The following is a 19859-nucleotide window of genomic DNA, read 5'->3' on the forward strand; positions in this document are numbered from 1 at the left end:
GTATTCATGGAGAGCCTTTAAGAAAAATAGTCTTGCCAACGGATTCGTAATCCGGTTATTACTGGGGACAACATTATTGTTAATATGAGACTTCATCTTCCTCTTCCTTTGCGTTCCGCTCTTATCGCCTCCCTGGTTTCTTTTGTCGGATTCTCTTCCTTTTCTGCACAAGCGGCTACTTCCGCTGATTTCTGGCAGGCTCCTGTCTTTGGCGGACCTGTTTTCACGTGGACGGGGGCAGGGGAAGGCGATGCCGTAAATACGGCGGCCAACTGGGAAGGGGGCGCTGCTCCATCCCGCCAGGGGAATAAGGGGCCGCATTTGATTTTTAATGATGTAGACGTCACGGTTACGGGCACTCCTCCCGATACTTCGGATGACGGTGGCGTCTCCGTGACGGGGAACAGCAATGTGTCCGTTAGCCTGGGACAATGGGGCGGGAATATCTACGTAGGTTCCGGGTCCATCCTCTCCACTTCCTTCGGCAACCAGATCAAGAACACGGAAGCGGAAGGACATGCTAATATTTATGTGGACGGCACGCTGAATCTGACCACTCCGGGAGGCAATCTCAACTTCGACAATGGGACTGGTGCTGGCAGCCATTACTGGCACATCGGACTTGATGGGATGATCAATCTGTCAAATACGACCACAGTGACCAAGAATGACCGGACATGGAATGTAGAGGTAGTGGTTGCGGGTGCCATGGAAGCGCTGACGGTTACCAATCGCGAGCTGGTTGACGATGCGCTGCTGACCCGCTATTTCATGTCTACCGGGGCTGATCTAGGTAATTCCCTGGATTCCCTTCTTATTTGGAAGCAAACCGGGGAGGACTCCTATGAGGCATTGACGAAGGTCGATTCCGCCGACCAGCTGGGAGCCGGCAATTTCGTGCTTGTGTCCAATGGCTCCGGCATGTCTGTACAGTATCAGGGAACAGGCTACAATACGGAAACGCTTGTCTGGAATTCCACTACGGGTACCTGGAACAACACCGGAACGGGCTGGTACAAGAGTGGAGACGGCGGCAAAACGGATACTTCCTTCGTGAACAATGATTCCGTTATTTTCACCGCTGCGGAAGGGGTTAAAACTATTGCTTTGACCGGCAACATTATCGCCGGTACCGTGACGTTCCAGGACGGGACGAATTACACCTTGAACATGGGAACCGGGGATTCCCTCCAGGCAGGTGCCCTTTCACTCGGAAGCCAGGCGACACTTACTCTTGGGGACGCCTCCATCACGGGAGGAACCTTTACGCTCGGCAATAATGCGGGCATCCTCGTTTCCGAAGGGAAGACGGCTGCGATCGCTTCTTCCATCACCTTCGGCACAGGCAATATTTTTACGCTGGGGAACGACGCTTCCCTGACGCTGGGAGACGCCACGCATCTCATGGAGTCCTTCTCTTCCACTGTCATGGGCGGCACGAATTCCTCCCTCTCCGTCTGGCTCGGCAATACGGACGGGAGCGTCACCCTCTCTCCTGAATCCACGTTGAAGGACATCACCGTATATGGCAATTACGCCGCCAATACGGCCAGCCAGCCTGCGGCGGACACGCTCAACGGAGCAACCCTGCATATCGGTAACGGTGCCAATTTCATCATTCGCCCCGGAGCGGGAACGATTCGTCCTTCCGACCGCATCATCGTTGAAGGCGGCATGTACGTCCTGATGAACCACAATGCCGCGGATACAGTTACGATCGCCTCCGACATCGTAGGCGGAGCGGACGTTACTCAGAATAGTTCAATCACTTTCCGGCGCACTGAAAACCTCAACCTGAATATCTCCGGCAACGTTGACTATGCAGGTTCCATGCAGCTGGACCAGGCTTCCGGCGGCTACGGTCCCCGTGTAACCTTCCTGAATAATACGGTTAACCTGGGCGGCCTGGCCGCCAATTACTGCATCGGGGGCTTCACCTTCACCAATTCGCAGGCCACCATTGGAACCCTCAGCATGTCAAGCAACTGGGCGAGCAGTTCCATTGAGGTTAATTCCGGTTCTGTCGTCAATGCTACAAACGTGCGGCTCCTTACGAACGGGTCCCTTTCCATCAACACTGGCGCCGAGTTGAATGTCACGGGCACTAACGACGACCACGGAACCGGCCGCAGCTTCATTGTAGACAACGGCAGTACTCTTACTCTTAACGGGGGGGGGCTCACCAGCTCCGCTATGCTGAACCTTGGGTATAACGGAGTGGGGACCTTCCTTGCATCCAGCGGCACCGCCAATCTGAGCGGCCTGGATTTCTGGGCCAGCGGCAACGGCGTATTCCGCGGGAAGTTCCAATTGGGCAGTGCAATGGCCGGAACGGCCCGCGTCAACTTTGGCAGCAATATCGTTAACTTTGCCAGCGGCAGTGAAATTATACTTGGCATGGGAACGCTGGGCGCCACGGCCGACTGGTCCGTGACGTACAATAACGAATTCACGCCTTCCTATATCGAGCTGGTGGCTTCCGACGGCAGTTACGTGGATACCCTGGACGCAGGGGACAAGACAACCGAAAGAACCATTACCTTTAATACCGGCCTGACCGGCAGCGGCAAGCTTACGAAGATCGGTGCCGGCACCCTGGTGCTCAATGGAGCTGCCAAGGTCCCTGTTCCCGCGGAAGGGGAAACCGCCGCTGTTCCCGGTTTCACAGGCACGGTGGAATTGAGGGAAGGAGCGCTGACTGTGAAGGATTCCAGCGTCATCGGGCAGGGAACCCTGCTGATCAACGGCGGCCTGACTGTTGCCGTGACTTCCGGAGACGGTTATTCCCTGGATGCCGGTTCTACGCTGGGAACCATCAATCTTGACGGGGGCACCGCTACCCTGGCGGCGGCTTTGACCCTGAACGGTGGCTCCCTGAGTTTTGGAGCCCTGAGCACGGATACCGCGGCCTTGACCGTCAACTCCGTGGCAGGCACCGGCGCTACGGCTCTCCAGATAGGTCTTTCCTCCGTCACCGCCAATACGGAATATGCCCTTCTGCACGGAACGGGTATGACGGATACGTCCATGTTCACGCTCGGTGGCTCCGCAGCTGAATTGTACAAGGCTACATTCACGGTCAGCAATGATACGCTGTACGTCTCCCTGTCCGACAAGGACGGCCTGCTGAAATGGAAGAGCGGCGACTGGAATACGGAAAGCTCCAATACCGCCTGGGATCTCGACGGCACTCCCACGGCTTACGCCGATGGACAGACCGTGTATTTTTTCGATGGTGACGGCGTGAACAAGAATGTGACGATCGTCGGGAATGTCGCGCCGGGAAAAATCAATGTCGTGGGAACGGATTTCGTTTTTGCAGGTGGCGGCTCCATTACGGGGGAAACGACGCTGAACCTTCTGGATGGAGCTTCCCTGACCATCAACAATGCCAACTCCTATGCCGGAAACACCGTGTTGTATAATGGCAGCAAGCTCGTTGTCGGCAATGCCGGCGCGTTGGGAACCAGCACGGTTTTCCTTCAGGGCAATTCCATTCTGGAGCTGACCACGGGTACGTGGAACGGTCTGGGCACGCGCCTCGATGCCACTTCCACAGGTACGCTGAAGCTGAGCGGCAATGCCTCCGGCACGACGACGGCTGCACTGACAGGAGTCAAATATGATGTGGGTGCGGGAACCACTCTGACGCTTTCCGCCGGAACCTATGGGAATACGATCACCGGCGCTGGTACGCTGTTGTCTGCCGTGGGGACGAATGTCCTGAATGGAAACGTGGATATTACAGGAGAATACAGGCTGCTGGCTACTACAAATACGGCATGTACCTGGACGCTGGGTTCCGGCGCTTCCGTAACCGCTGGAAGTTTTATCGGCCGTTACCAGGAGAATGGAACAACCACGCTCAATATCAGGAAAGACGCCGTGATGAACATCACCGGCACCTTGCGGGTTTCCCGGGACGGGAAGGGTATCATGAACATTGATGAAGGCGGCATGGTCCTGGCCCAGACGCTGGATCTGGGTCAGAATTGGGCCGGAGCCGCCGCCAAGGGTGCCACCATTAATCTGAATGGCGGTTCCTTGCTTCTCGGCGCGGGAGGCATGACTGCGTCCGGAAATGTCAATACCATTGTCCTGAACATGAATTCCGGCACGCTGGGGACGACGGCGGCGGAAGGCTGGTCCTCCGCCTATAACATGAATCTTACCGGCAATGTGACGGTTGATACCCGCCAATACGATGCAGGAACCAAATCATACAATGACCAGGCTTCTACCAACATCACCCTTGGCGGCGTTCTTTCCGGCGCCGGCGGTTTGACGAAAGCCGGTTCCGGCACGCTGACTCTCTCCGGGCAGAATACCTACACGGGCCTGACGAACGTCCAGGCCGGCACACTGGCATTTACGAATGCGAATGCCATGACCCTGGGCAGCATCTCCATGGGTGCGGGAGCCAGAATGACCACGGCTGCCGCCCTGACGCTGAATAGCGGCGCTACGCTGACCTTTGACATGACCGGAGTCGTGGCAAGCGGCCCGATCATCAATATCCAGGCGGGCACCCTGGCTCTGACGGATGCCAACTGCACGCTGACCATTAACAACTATGGCGAACTGGAAGCGTCCAACTACGTCCTGGCCCAGTGGGCTGCGGCGGGAAGCCTGACCACGGATTCCTTCACCTGGACGCCGGACATCACCCGGGAAGGCTTTGAATACTCCGTCGTGGTGGAAAACAACCAGCTCGTGCTGAAAGTCGTGGACGTCAGCGGAGACAACGGTTTTGTCTGGAACGGCGGAACGGACCGCAAGTGGATCAACACCAGCATTGACGGCTGGAACACCAAGCTGACAGGGGTGGACACGCTGAATGACCAGGAAATCTACTTCTCCGCTGCGGAAGCGGGTCAAGTGAAGGTCTCCGGTACCGTGACGCCCAAGAGCGTCATCTTCAACAGCGGCACTTACACGCTGATTAGTGATCCTGGCAACCCGGGCTCTATTGCGGACTCCGTGGCTCCCACCACGCTCACCGTGAACGGAACGGCCGATGTCACTCTGAACCTGGCGAATACCTATACCGGCGGCACGGTGCTCAACGGCGGCACTCTTACCATTGGCGCGGATGGTGCGCTGGGGACGGCTGGGGACATTACGTTCAACGGCGGGACGCTGGCCTATGCGGATTCTGCCGACGGTACGGATGTGACGGGGTATGATATTTCCAGCCGTGTCAAGGTTGGGGACGGAGGCGCCCTGAACGTTTCCGTGCTTGGAGCGGGGGATACCGTTTCCTGGGCCGGCCTGACGGCTGACGTCATGGGCGCGGGCACTACGCTGACCAAGACGGGAGACGGCACGCTGGCGCTGGGATATTCCGGGAATACCCTGGCCCACCTCACTGTGGAAGAGGGAACGCTTGCCTTCACGGGCGGCGCGACCATCGGCGTGAATCCGAATAATTCCACCATTGTCCGCGTAAGTGAAGGCGCTACGCTGGCTCTTTCCGGTGGAACCGTCAACCTGCATGCCCAGCTCAACGGAACGGGTACCATCACTATCGGGACGGCGGACACCACAGGGCAGGTCAACATCTCCAATACCGGCAATACCAACTTTACCGGCCGTCTGGAACTGGTTGGCAACGGGGAAAATATGAGTACCAATGCCAACTGGGCGGCTTTCGGAGCAGGAAATACGCTGGGAGGCGGCACCATTTTCATTGACGGCAAAGGCTTCCACTTCTCCGCAGGCACGACGGCAGCCAACTTTGAAATTGGCGCTACCCACGGCACGGTGCAGAACGGTTCCTCCGGTGCCACGTACACCTTCTCCGGGAATCTTTCCGGGTCAGGCACATGGGGCATGGCCACGAACGTGCGGATGACCAATATCTTCCTAGGCTCCCTCAAGGATTTTTCGGGAACCCTGTCCACCAATGAAACCTCCGCCAATAACAACCGCCAGGTCTGGAACTTCGGCAACGGCGGAGCGAGCGTCACAGGTGCGGGGAATGCCATCTTTGGAAACGGCGCCGTTCTGGCGGGCAACACGGGGTCTGCGGACGCCGGACTGGCCGCACAGTACAATGTCAATTACAACAACGCGGAACTGGTGCTGAATGCGCTGGTGCAGGGCAACTCCAACCTGACGCATGCAGGCACGGGCACCCTGATCCTGGATCAGGCCAATACCGCTACGGGAGCCCTCGGCATCACGAATGCCGGGGCCGTGGTTCAGCTTGGCACGGCGGACAAGGCCGGCCAGTGGGCCGGTACCGTGCTGAACGGAGCGGGAACGCTGAAAATCGTTAACGGAACGCTGACCTCCGCCCTGACGCGGGGAGAAGGCGCCACGGCGGCCATCGTTGTGGACTCCGCCGCCACCATCAACCTGGGAGGCGCCAATGGCGACATGCTGAAAGGCATTACGCTGGCTGCCGGCGGCAAGCTCACCAACGTCGCCGGAGATATTACGGTGGGTACGGGAGCTACGGAAACGCTGAACCTTACCCTGGGTGCGGACAACGTCAATCAGGGCGCGGCCGGAACGGCCATCATTGACCAGGGAGCCGGCAGGCTTGTCATCAATGATTCCGCCACGGTCAATCTTGACATTGACGCCATTGTGAACACCCTCGTCGCCCACAAGGAAGCCGGGGTGGAAAGCTGGCTGACGCTGACGACCGGAAAGCTGGAATGCGCCAATCCGGGGGACATCCAGTTCAGCAAGATCCTTTCCAACTACGGAATCCGCGTGACGGGCACCGACGGCGGCAGCCTGGTCCTCAGCGGACAGGTCAGCGGCCTTTACATGGTGGACGGCTCCGCCACCTCCGATCCCGATACGGTCACGAACTACGGCACGCTGGGCATGTACTCCGGCGTGGTGATCGCCCAGGATAAGACGCTCACCGTCCAGTTGGCGGGAGCTCCCGGCGATACCGACGGTGACGGCGCGGTCATCAATAACCTGCTGGGAGCCACGGGAAGCACGCTGAACGTGGAAAACACCAATGCGGACGGAGGCAACGCCGTTGTCATCCTCAATAATGAACGCCTGGAAACGGGACTGCCCGCACCGGATAATTACGCCGGGGCGGACTCCATCATGGGCGGCAACATCGTCGGGGAAAACGGAGTCACTTTTATCAAACAGAACACGGGCAAGCTCACGGTTAACGGCTCCTTTGTGACGGACACTCTCCGCATGGAAGGCGGCACCCTCACCCTGAACGGTGATGGCAGCAGCTTCAATCATGTGGTGCTGGCAGGCACGGCGGAAGGCGTGGTTCTGGACGTCAACCGGAATACCGTCATGGGCGACCTGACGGACAGCGGTGAAGGAGCGGACCTGAACATCGGCAGCGGGGCCACCCTCACCCTCAACAATGCCAGCAGCCTTTCCTCCAGCACCATCCAGGGCAGCGGCACGCTTGCCCTTCACGATACGCTGGCTCTTTCCGGAACGGCTTCCCTCAGGGGAGGTGTACTGCTGGACCTGGTAAAGGACGGCGATTCCACGGGAACGCTTGATCTTGGCTCGACCTCCGGCAACGCTGTTGCCGGCATCAGCGGGCAGGGAACCCTGAAGAGCAATGGCGGCGCTTTGGCCGTCAATACCGGCAATTCTGGAAGCGGCTCCGTCTTCAGCGGTACACTGGAAGGCCGCGGGCAGCTCAATATCTCCGGCAATGCGGGGCAGACGCTTGAAAACGTCATCACTGCCGCCGGCAGCAACTGGGCAATCAACAACACGGGACGCCTTAATATCCGGATGGGCGGCATGGTGGATGATCCGAGGGCCAATACGGCTCTTACCCTCAGCAGCCTGACGCTGGGCGACGGTTCCAGCACGAACCTCACCTTCAACACAGACTACGCCGGACCCATCATCAGCGTGACCGGAAACATCAGCATCAGCCAGGGAGCGGAAATAACCCTCAGCTCCACCGGCAAGAATGAACTGACGCTGGGTGCAGACGGCAGTTACACGCTCATGCATGCGGATGGAACCATCGATCTGGGTGGAAGCGACAGACTGGCTATCCTGCTGGATTCCTCCTCCGCTTTCAAGAAATTTGAAAATGATGCGTACCTGGTGATGAAAAACGGCAACCTCGTTCTGATGGCTACGGCGTCCAGGGACAATAAATACGCCCGGCTGGCGGATACGGCCAACTCCAGGGCTGGTGCGGAACTCCTCTGGAATCTGCCCGGCAATCTTGCTGCGGATTCTATCCTCAAGAAGGTGGATGACGCCGTGGGCGCCCTGACGTCTTCCAACCCCTCGGAAGCGAAGCGGGTGATGGCGGCCGTAGCGGGCAGCACGGTAAACGCGCTGGGCATGGCCCAGCGCGACGCCCTGCGCGAACAAATGGGCTGGATCCGCAACCGCACTACGCTGATGGGCGTCAACCCCTCCTACGTCAACGAAGACATGCCCTACTTCCACATGTGGATGGAAGGCACGGGGTCCTACGCCAAGCTGGACACCAAGGGGGATGAAAGCGGCTACCAGCTCACTACCTGGGGCGGTACCGTGGGCATGGATGTGGACATCAGCAACCACTTCACCATGGGAGCGGCCTTCACGGCCAACTACGGTGACCTGACGGCCAGCGCGGCGGACTCCGCCGACGGCCACCTGGACAGCTACTACGCCAACCTCTTCGGGCGCTACCAGAGCAAGCGCTGGGCGCACACGCTGATCCTGACGGGAGGCTGGAACGACGCCAAACTCAACCGTACGGTCAACTACGGGGAAGGCAGCTACAGCACGCAGGGAGACACCAACGGGTGGGGATTCGGAGCGATGTATGAGCTGACCTATGACATCTACCTCAACGAAGACAAGAGCAGCGTACTGCAACCGTTGTTCAATGCCTCCATCGTGAAAACGAGCATGGACGGCTACACGGAAACGGGAGCGGGAAATGCGGGACTGAATGTAGGCAAGCAGGAATGGACGACGGGAACAGTGGCGCTGGGCGGCCGGTGGATGGGACTGGTAGGCAGCAACGTCTTTGGACGTGAAGCGCTGGCGGAGTTCCGTGTGAATGCGGCCCAGGACATGGGCGACCGCCGCGGAGAAACCAATGTGGCATTGCTGGGCAACTCCGGCTTCATGCAAAGCGTGCGCGGGGCCAAGGTGGGAACGACGGCACTGCAGATCGGAGCAGGGCTGAGCGTGCCTGTGGGAACGAAGGGAACAATCTTCGTGAACGGGAACGCGGACATCCGCAACGGGGCCAACTCGCTCAACGGAAGTGTAGGGTACCGGTATGACTTCTAAGAGAGTTAAGGGTTAAGAGAGGAGAGAGGAGTGTAAAAGCCCAACTCTCCCAGCCTAATCAGGGCCGTTCCGGGCAAGAGCCGGAACGGCCCTGTTGCGTGAAGGACCTCCGCAGACGTCCTTCCGCGCGAAATAATGGACGGAATGGACATTCTGGACATTCTGGACAGGGTGAGCAGGGCAGAAGGGCAGAAGGGCAGAAGGGCAGAAGGGCAGAAGGGCAGAAGGGCAGAAAATGGGGTTAGCCAGCTCCTGGGTCCATTCCCCTCTCAACTCTCCCTCTCGCTCGCCATCCTATAAAAACGCACAGAATACTTCCGCAGGCCTTTTCCGCTATGTGATGACGGAAAAGTCCGGAAGACGAGCAATAGGGCCTTTTTTATGCGATTATGACGGCTTTTTCCGGAGGTAGCCCCTACGCGCGCGCACGCGCTCTTTAATATTAGTCTTGCAAAAAATTAAGATAAGCGTAGTATATTTCAGTTATGTCCGAAGATACCAACGAGGTTGTTGAGACCACCGTTTCCACGACGGCGCAGCATGAATACGGCGCCGCGCAGATTGATAAATTGGAAGGCCTGGAGGCCGTGCGGAAGCGCCCCGGCATGTACATCGGGGACCCTGACGAGAGAGGCCTGCACCACTGCGTGTTTGAAGTGCTGGACAACTCCATTGACGAGCATCTGGCCGGCTATTGCAGCAAGATTGACATTGTGATCCATGTGGACGGTTCCATTTCCATTGTAGACAACGGGCGCGGCATTCCCGTGGATATCCACCCGAAGTTCGGCATTCCCGCCGTGGAACTGGTGCTGACCAATCTGCACGCGGGCGGCAAGTTCGGCCAGGGCGCCTACAAATACTCCGGCGGTTTGCACGGGGTGGGCGCCAAGTGCGTGAACGCCCTGTCCGACTGGTTCAAGGCGGAGGTGCGCCGCGACGGCAAGCGCTACCAGATCAAGTTTGAACGCGGCAAGACCATTGAACCCCTCCGCGCGGTGGGGGCGTGCGCCTGTGAAATCACGGGCACCACGATTACGTTTTTCCCGGATGCCACCATTTTTACGGATACCACGGAGTTCAAGTTTGACCGCCTGACGACGCGCCTGCGCGAACTGGCCTTCCTGAACCCCGGCCTGGTGATTGAGCTGATTGACGAGCGGGAAGCCCCCGTGCGCCGGGAAACGTTTTTCTATAAGGAAGGCATTGTGGAGTTCGTGCGCCAGCTGGGCACGAACAAGGAAGTAATCAATGAAGAACCTATTGCCATTTCCGGCGTCCGCAAGGTGGAAGTGGAGTATGACGGCAAGAAGATGGAGGACGACGTGCTGGTGGACGTGGTGTTCCAGTACAACAATACGTATGAGACGAATATCCTCTGCTTTGCCAACTCCATTTACAACGGTGACGGAGGAACGCACCTTTCCGGCTTCCGCGGCGCGCTGACGCGCGTGATCAACGGTTACGCGAAGACGAACGGCCTGCTTAAGGAAAAGGAACCCTCCCTGAGCGGCGAGGACGTGCGTGAAGGCCTGGTGGCGGTCATTTCCGTCAAGATGCCCAACCCGCGCTTCTCCTCCCAGACGAAGGACAAGCTGGTGAATACGGAGATTGAAGGCGTGGTGGGCAACGTGGTGTACGAAGAGATCAAGACGTACTTTGAGGAAAATCCGGGGATGGCCAAGAAGATCATTGAAAAGAGCATCACGGCTGCCCGCGCCCGTGAAGCCGCCCGCAAGGCGCGCGAAACGGTCCGCAAGAGCGCCCTCTCCATCGGCGGTCTTCCCGGCAAGCTGGCGGACTGTTCCGACCGGGATCCCGCCAAGTGCGAGTTGTTCATTGTGGAAGGTGACTCCGCCGGCGGCTCCGCCAAGATGGGGCGCGACCGCCGCACACAGGCCATCCTGCCTCTGCGCGGGAAGGTGCTGAACGTGGAAAAGGCCCGTCTGGACAAAGCCCTGGGAAGCAAGGAAATTCAGAACATGATCACGGCCATCGGCGCCGGGATCGGGGATGGGGATGATGACGCCTCCTTCAAGCTGGACCGGGTGCGCTACCACAAAATCATCATCATGACTGATGCCGACGTGGACGGCGCCCACATCCGCACCCTGCTTCTTACCTTCTTCTGCCGCCACATGCCGCAGCTGGTGCGCGCCGGGTACCTGTACATCGCCCAGGCCCCCCTGTACCGCATCATCCGCAGGAAGAAGGAGGAGTACGTGCAGGACGACGTGGCGCTGAACCGCAAACTGATTGAACTGGCCGTCAATGACGTGACTCTTCGTTTCACGGACGGTTCCCGTTCCTTCTCTTCCGAAGAGCTTGCCTCCATTCTGGAAACACTGATCAACCTCCAGCGCTACACGGAATCCATGCAGGCGCAGGGCGGTTCCCTGGAGGACCTGCTCAGCCACCGGGAGGCGAACGGGGATTTCCCGGAATTTCTGGTGAAGGTGCGCAGCGGCAATGAAGAGGAAATCCTCTTCTTCCACGACATCGAAGCCCTGACCGCTTTTTCCGAAGAAAACAGGGATCTGCTCATCTTCGGCATGCCCTCGGAAGAGGAACTGCTGGAAAACCCCCTGCCTGACCGGGAAGGGCCCAGCCGCCGTTCCGTCACGCATGAGCTGCATGAGGCCAAGGCCATCACGCGGGCCCTCGCGCGGCTGGAGGAACTGGGCATTCCGGGGAACATGATCGTGTCCCTGGATACGCCCCTGTTTGAACTGGTGGAAGGTGAAGGAGACAAGGAAAAGATAACGCCTCTGTTCTCCGTGATGGATATTCTGGAATCCGTCATCGCCATCGGCAAGCGCGGCGTGGAAATCACACGATTCAAAGGCTTGGGTGAAATGGACGCCAAGGACCTGTTCAAGACGACAATGGATCCGGAACGGCGCGAGCTGCTCCGCGTCATCCTGAATGACGACAATGCCGTAAGGGCCGACGAGATGTTCACGATCCTGATGGGAGACGTGGTGGAGCCCCGCAAGAACTACATCGTGGACCACGCGCTCAACGTCCGCAACCTTGACATTTAATCCCCTTACTTTCTTTCAGCACCATGGAAAACAATAGAATCAAACCGGTGGACGTAGCCAGCGAGCTGTCCACTTCTTTCCTGGACTACTCCATGTCCGTCATCATCTCCCGCGCCCTGCCGGACGTGAGAGACGGCCTCAAGCCCTCCCAGCGGCGTATCCTGTACGCCATGAAGGAACTGAACCTGTCCCCCGGCGGCAAGACCCGCAAATGCTCCAAGATCGTGGGTGACACCATGGGTAACTACCACCCGCACGGGGACGCCGCCATTTACGGCACCCTGGTGAACATGGCGCAGGACTGGTCCATGCGGGACATCCTCGTCATCGGCCAGGGCAACTTCGGTACGCCGGACGGGGATCCGCCCGCCGCCGCCCGATATACGGAAGCCAAGCTTTCCGGCATGGGGGTGGCCCTGATGGCTGACCTGGACAAGGATACGGTGGACTTCGTTCCCACGTATGACAACGAGCACACGGAACCCACCGTTTTTCCCTCCGCCTTCCCGAACCTGCTGGTAAACGGCGGCACGGGTATTGCCGTGGGGATGGCCACCAACATGCCTCCGCACAATCTGGGGGAAGTGGTGGACGGCATTTGCGCCGTGATTGACAATCCCCACATGGGGGTGGATGAACTGCGCCAGTACATCAAGGGACCGGACTTCCCGACCGGAGGCGACGTGCTGGGCTTTTCCGGCATTGACAACTACTTCCGTACCGGGCGCGGCTCCGTGCGCATCCGCGGCAAGATAGACATGGAGATGACGGAATCCGGCAAGGACCTCCTCATCATCCGTGAAGTGCCGTACGGCGTGAACCGCGCCGCGTTGCAGGAACGCATTGCGGAACTGTACAAGGACAAGATCCTGACGGATATTTCCGGCATCCGAGACCTTTCCGATGAAAAGACCTGCATTGAAATCGAGCTGAAGCGGGACGCCCGCCCGCAGGTGGTCATGAACCAGCTTTACAAGCTGACCTCCATGGAGACCTCATTTGCGGTGAACATGCTGGCGATTCATGACAACCGCCCCAAGACGCTCGCGATGCTGGACGCCATCAACTTCTACATTGAGCACCGGCGCGAGGTGGTCGTGCGCCGCACGCGCTACCTGCTGGGAGATGCGGAGAAGGACGCCGAACGCCTGGAAGCCTTCCTGCTGGCCCTGCACCACATGGATGACTTCATCACCATCATCCGCGATTCCAGGAACAGGGAGGAAGCCCGCGAACGCCTCCAGAACTACACCTTCTCCACGCAGACGGCGGAAAGCCTGGGCATCCTGATCCGTTCCCAGGCTTCCGTTCAGGGAGACCGCTACATCTTTACGGAACGCCAGGTGAACTCCATCCTGGACTTGCGCCTGTACCAGCTCACCGCTCTGGAAAACGACAAGATTTCCGGGGAATACGCGGAGCTGCTGATCCGCATCAAGGATTATCTGGACATCCTGGCGAATGAATCCCGCGTGCTGGGCATCGTGAAGGATGAGCTCATGGCGATCAAGGACAAGTACGCCACGCCGCGCGTGACCCGCATCATTCCCTTCTCCGGAGACATGGCCATTGAAGACCTGATCCCGAACGATACGATGATTGTCACCATCACGCACAGCGGCTATATCAAGCGCACCAACTCCGCGGAATACCGCGTGCAGGCCCGCGGAGGCAAGGGGGTGAAGGCCGCCACGACGAAGGGGGCCAGGAAGGATACGGAAGCGGACTTCATCGAGCACCTGTTCGCCGCCCAGAACCATGACTACCTGATGTTCTTCACGAACACCGGGCGCGTGTACGTGGACCGCGTGTATGAAATTGACGAGGCCGCCCGCAGCGCTCAGGGCCGCAACATCAAGAACCTGCTGGACCTCCAGCCGGAAGAAGCCATTGCCGCCATCCTGCGCCTGGAACGGCGGGTGGATGAAAAGGGCACGGACATCACTTTTGCGGAAGGCAGCGGCAACGTGGTCTTCGCCACGAGGGACGGCACGGTGAAGAAAACCAGCCTGAACGACTTTGTCAACTACCGCAAGGCCGGCATCATCGCCATCAATCTGGAGGAAGGCAACAGCCTGGTGAATGCGGAACTGACCACCGGGGAAAATGAAATCGTGCTCGTCACCCATGACGGCATGAGCATCCGCTTCCCGGAAGAAGCCCTCCGCACGCAGGGCCGCAACACCATCGGCGTGCGCGGCATCCGTCCGCGTGAGGGGGACTATGTGGTAGCCCTAGCCATTGTGGACCCGCAGAAAACCCTGCTGGTGGCTTCTGAAAACGGTCTTGGCAAGCGAACCTCCTTTGACGAATACCGCACGCAGGGCCGCGGCGGCACCGGCATCAAGACCATGAACTGCACGGACAAGACCGGCAAGGTGGTATCCGCCACGGTCGTTTCCGAGGAGGATGAGCTGATGCTGATGACCACGGCGGGGCAATCCGTCCGCATCAAGGTATCCACGGTCCGTGAGACGGGGCGCGCCACCCAGGGAGTGAAGCTCATGACGCTGAACGACGGGGAAGCCATTCAGGACATCTCCATCGTCATTCCGGATGATGAAGACGAGGATGCCCCGGAGGAAGGGGAAGACGTGGAAGCCGGAGAAGCCTCCGGTGAAGCGGAACCCTCTTCGGAAGAATAACATTCAACGGAACCCCTCTCCGGCGTTATGACGGGGAGGGGTTCTTCCTCTCCTTTTTTATGGAAGAAACCCTCTCCCTCCAAAAGTGCGCCGAACGGCTGGAACGGCGCGGATTCAGAAGCTTTGTGGTTCCGGGGCTGAAAGAAGCCGCGGACCTGATGCGCGGCCTGATACGGGAACTCAATCCGGCGTCCGCCTCCTACGGGGACTCCATGACCTTGAAGGCCACCGGAATTCTGGGCGAACTGAAGGACAACCCGGCTATTCAGTTTTACGACGGGTTTGTTCCGGACATGGACCGGGAGGAAAAATGGGAAATCCGCCGCCGCGGCATGACGGCGGACCTGTTCCTGACCGGCATTAACGCCGTCAGCATGAAGGGAACCCTCCACTGGGTGGACATGGTGGGCAACCGCGTGGCTCCGGTAGCCTTCGGTCCCCGGCATGTCATTTTGCTGGCCGGAGCCAACAAGCTGGTGGCTACGCCGGAAGAGGCGCGTGACCGCATCCGCCGCATCGCTCCGTTGAACGCCAAACGACATGAGGGGTTCAAGACTCCCTGCATGTATACGGGGACCTGTGCGGACTGCAATTCTCCGGACCGCCTGTGCAACATCCATATGTCCATCGTCAAATGTTTCCCCAAGGGAAGGATTGCCGTCATCCTGATGGAGGAGTCCGGAGGGCTTTGAGCCATTCTGCCATGCCCGTTCAATCACGGATAGAGATCATGGCCCCGGCGGGGTCGTTTGAATCCCTGGCCGCTGCGCTTCAGGGCGGGGCGGATTCCGTCTACTTTGGCGTAGGGAAGCTGAACATGCGTTCCCGGGCTACGGCGAACTTTGCGGAAGAGGACCTGCCGGAAATCGTGGCCCGCTGCCACGAAGCCGGGGCAAAGGCCTACCTGACGCTGAACATCATCGTGTATGATGAGGAGCTGGAGGCGGTGCACGCCTTGTGCGATGCCGCACGGAAGGCTGGAGTGGACGCCGTGATTGCCTCTGACCTGGCGGTGATCTCGTATGCCCGTTCCATCGGGCTGGAAATCCACATGTCCGTGCAGGCCAATGTCTGCAACATGGCCTCCGTCAGGTTCTACGCGCAATACGCGGATGTGGTGGTGCTGGCCCGGGAACTGACCCTGGCGCAGATCAGGCACATCATTGAATGCATCCGGCGGGAGAATGTAAGAGGGCCCTCCGGAGAACTCCTGCGGGTGGAAATCTTTGCCCACGGGGCGTTATGCGTGGCCGTGTCCGGCAAATGCCACATGAGCCTGGCAGCCTATAACTCCTCCGCCAACCGGGGCGCGTGCTTCCAGAACTGCCGCCGCGCCTACCGCGTGACGGATGAGGAGACGGGTTATGAACTGGTGATAGATAACAAATACGTGATGTCTCCCCGGGATTTGTGCACCGTTCCGGTGCTGGACCAGATTCTGGACGCCGGAGTCTCCGTGCTGAAGCTGGAGGGGCGCGGGCGTTCCTCCGACTATGTCAGAACGGTGACCTCCGTGTACCGGGAGGCCGCACAGGCGTGCCTGGACGGAACCTTTTCCGCGGACAGGGCGGATGCATGGATGGAACGGCTGGAATCCGTATTCAACCGGGGATTCTGGCAGGGAGGGTATTACCTGGGCGTGAAATGGGGGGAATGGAGCGGCTCCGCCAACAGCCGTGCCTCTCTGTTGAAAATCCACATTGCCAGGGTGGACAATTTTTATAAAAAGAACCGGGTGGCAGCTCTTTATCTGGAAGCGGGCGGCTTGTCCGTGGGACAGTCCATCCTCATTGCAGGCCCCACTACGGGAGCCGTCCGTGTGGAAGTGACGGCCATGCAGCAGGAGACGGAGGCGGGAATGAAACCCGTGGACGCCGCGCAAAAGGGGGAAACCGTCTATCTGGCGGTTCCCGAACAGGTGCGCCGCCGTGACAAGGTGTACCTGCTGCGCCCCCGGACCCTGGAAGATGCCGTCTCCGGCTGTTAGCAAGGCGGTTTGATTTTTGCATTACAGCCTGTAAGTATTACGTTAATTATTACGTAAAATTAACATCAGGCGTTGCATCATCATGAACCATCTATCAGAAATTTTCTCCTGCTGGCGTTATCAAATGGGGTGCTTTATGGTTATTGCCGCGGCATTTTTCGCTCTTCTGGCGTCTGCTGTCGCGGGAGCGCAGGAGTCCGGCATGGTGAAAACGGAAATTGACTGGCCTTCCTTCATGAAGTCCAGGGACATGGTTTGGAAAAAGGCTCCCACAAGCTGGGACAATGCCCCTTTTCTGGCCAACGGTTTCATCGGAATGAACATAACATCCGGGAGGGATTCCCGTGAGAAGAGCAGGATCCGTGTGGAGGTGGCCCGAATGGATGCGCAGGACCATATTCCCATGTTGAATGATCAGAATAAGCCGAGTAACGGGAGTGAGTGGTGCTACAAGCGCTACCGTGTTCCGATCGGTTTTTTTACTCTGGATTTCAAGGATGAACTTCAGAATTGGGATCTTCGTCTGGATTTGTGGAATGCGGAGCTTGTGGGTTCCGTGACCACGAAAAACGGACGTCGATTCAATCTGCGGGCCTATGTGCATGCATTGCGTCCTGTGATGGTTGTGGAACTGGAGGATGCCGCAGGCGGCGCTGTTCCGGAAATGGAATGGACGCCATTCAAGAACACCAGCCCCCGGGCTTTGGCTGCTCCTGATAGAAAATCCAAAGAGGCTCCTGAATCCGTAACAGGACCTGACGGCCATAGAGTTAACATGGAGGGCGTGGAGGTCTGGAAGCTTCCCCTCCGTCCCAAAGGCGTTATTTCCACGGCTTGGACCGGGGTTTCAGCCGGAAAGGGGAAGAAGGTCTTCTTCATCAGTATTGACCACAGTTATCCGGACAATGGCGCCCTGAAACGTTCCGTTGCCACTGTCAGGAAGGCAGCTGCCGCTCCCTCCGGATTATTGACGGATACTCACCGGGACTGGTGGCATCAATATTATCCTGAATCCTTTTTATCTCTTCCGGACGGGTATTGGGATTCCTTTTACTGGATTCAGGTTTACAAGCTTGGCTCCGGTATGAGGCCGTCCGGTCCGGTGCTGGATCTTCAGGGCCCCTGGATGGCGATGGCGTCCAATGGATGGCCCGGCGTCTGGTGGAACCTGAATGTCCAGCTTACCTATTGGCCCTGCTATACGGGCAATCGGTTGAAGATTGCCGAATCTTTGCCGGGCACTCTCCGCAAATACCGGAAAAACCTGATTGAAAACGTACTGCCCAAATACCGGAAGGATTCCGCAGGGCTTCCACGTGCGTCCGGGCCGGACTGCCGCCAGGACACGGGTATTCCCGGCAGCGGGGACGGAGCGGCCTCGGAAGTGGGGTCCCTGCCGTGGGTTTGCCATAATCTTTTCCTCCATTACCGGATGACGATGAATGATGCTTTTTTGAAAGAGGACGTTTATCCCCTCTTGAGGCGTTCCATCAATTACTACATCCACTTTCTGGAAAAGGGGAAGGACGGGAAGCTTCATCTGCCTCCTACGCTGTCCCCGGAATATGGAACCGCGCCGGATGCCAATTATGACCTGGCCCTGTTGCGGTGGGGATGCCGCACCCTGTTGTGGAGTACGGAGAGGCTGGGTATCAAGGATCCGCTAATTCCCAAGTGGGAATCCATCCTTAGGGATTTGGCGGATTATCCGGTGAATGAGAACGGTTATATGGTGGGAACCGGAGTTCCTTTCAGTAAATCCCACCGCCATTATTCCCATCTTTTCATGGTGTATCCTCTTCATCTGGTGGATACGTCCCGGAAGGAGGAAGCGGAATTGGCGGATAAGTCTATTCGTCACTGGCACAAATTCAAGGGGGGATTGCAGGGGTATTCCTTTTCCGGAGGCGCCAGCTTGTACGCCACGCTATTGCGTGGGGATGAAGCGTTGAACATGTTGAATGGCCTGAAGGGGTATCTGCGTCCGAATACGTTGTACAAGGAAGGGCGCAGTCCAGTGATTGAGACGCCGCTTTCAGGTGCGGCCTCCCTGCATGACATGATTCTGCAAAGCTGGAACGGCGTGGTGAATGTCTTTGCCGCTGTTCCCGGAGAGTGGAAAGACATTTCTTTCCATCATTTGCGTGCGGAAGGAGCATTCCTGGTCAGTGCGGAGCGGCGCGACGGCGCAACCCGATGGATACATGTCAGGAGCCTGGCGGGAGAGCCGTTGCGGCTGAGGATGGACATTGGGGAAAAGGCCAGGCTTACTGGAACGGCTGCATCTGCTATGAAAAGAGACGCGAATGGAGACTGGGTGGGAACTCCAGCGAAAGGCAGTGAGCTGTTGTTCTGTCTGCCGGATGCCAAACCTGTGGTTTCTCCTGTGAAAATATCTTCCGTTATAAAAACGTTTGGCCTTCCGTAAGTAGATCTGGCGGATAAAGAATGATTGTTCCTGCAATGGGGGAGGCGTGGAGATTGGTTGCCGGGAAAGAGGGGACGGTTCTGCGGGCGGCTTGTCCGTAGGACAGTCCATCCTCATTGCAGGCCCTACCACGGGAGCCGTCCGTGTGGAAGTGATGGCCATGCAGCAGGAGACGGAGGCGGGAATGAAACCCGTGGACGCCGCGCAAAAGGGGGAAACCGTGTACCTGGCCGTTCCCGAACAGGTACGCCGACGGGACAAGGTGTACCTGCTGCGCCCCCGGACGCTGGAGGATGTGTAAAGGCCGCATGCCCATGATGTGAAGATGAGCCTGGCACGGCCTGGCGCCTGCCTTCTCCGCAGAAGAAGCCCGCCAGGGCCGGAACGGACGAAGAATTCGGCTTCCATGCCTGTTCCTTGTTCTTCCCATGGCGTGGAAACATGAAAAAACGGATATTCCGTTGCCGGAATATCCGTGGTGAAAGGGAAAAGGA

The 19859-nt window shown here is 58.3% G+C and carries 7 protein-coding genes; all 7 read left to right on the forward strand.

All coding sequences use genetic code 11. The features are described from left to right. Positions 1 to 84: 84 nt before the first annotated feature. Positions 85 to 9261 carry an autotransporter-associated beta strand repeat-containing protein gene (locus LIO64_RS11185; RefSeq protein WP_290549529.1) on the forward strand — a complete coding sequence of 3059 codons (9177 nt, stop codon included), beginning with the start codon at positions 85 to 87 and terminating at the stop codon, positions 9259 to 9261. A 485-nt stretch (positions 9262 to 9746) separates the two neighbouring features. Beyond that, positions 9747 to 12305, forward strand: coding sequence for a DNA topoisomerase (ATP-hydrolyzing) subunit B (gene gyrB / locus LIO64_RS11190; protein WP_290549530.1), 2559 nt, complete (start codon positions 9747 to 9749; stop codon positions 12303 to 12305). 23 nt (positions 12306 to 12328) lie between these two features. Next, positions 12329 to 14950: a DNA gyrase subunit A gene (gene gyrA, locus LIO64_RS11195; protein WP_290549531.1), complete on the forward strand. Its 2622-nt coding sequence runs from the start codon at positions 12329 to 12331 to the stop codon at positions 14948 to 14950. A 59-nt stretch (positions 14951 to 15009) separates the two neighbouring features. Beyond that, positions 15010 to 15642, forward strand: a complete 633-nt coding sequence (locus tag LIO64_RS11200) for a lactate utilization protein (RefSeq protein WP_290549532.1) — start codon at positions 15010 to 15012, stop codon at positions 15640 to 15642. A gap of 11 nt (positions 15643 to 15653) precedes the next feature. Then, positions 15654 to 16937: a peptidase U32 family protein gene (locus LIO64_RS11205; protein WP_290549533.1), complete on the forward strand. Its 1284-nt coding sequence runs from the start codon at positions 15654 to 15656 to the stop codon at positions 16935 to 16937. A gap of 82 nt (positions 16938 to 17019) precedes the next feature. Next, positions 17020 to 19365, forward strand: a complete 2346-nt coding sequence (locus LIO64_RS11210) for a glycoside hydrolase family 95-like protein (RefSeq protein WP_290549534.1) — start codon at positions 17020 to 17022, stop codon at positions 19363 to 19365. Positions 19366 to 19411: 46 nt separating this feature from the next. Next, positions 19412 to 19666 (forward strand): hypothetical protein, encoded by a 255-nt coding sequence (locus LIO64_RS11215; protein WP_290549535.1) that lies wholly within the window; start codon positions 19412 to 19414, stop codon positions 19664 to 19666. Positions 19667 to 19859: the final 193 nt, after the last annotated feature.

The sequence above is a fragment of the Akkermansia sp. genome, assembly GCF_020860705.1.
Taxonomy (GTDB): domain Bacteria; phylum Verrucomicrobiota; class Verrucomicrobiia; order Verrucomicrobiales; family Akkermansiaceae; genus Akkermansia.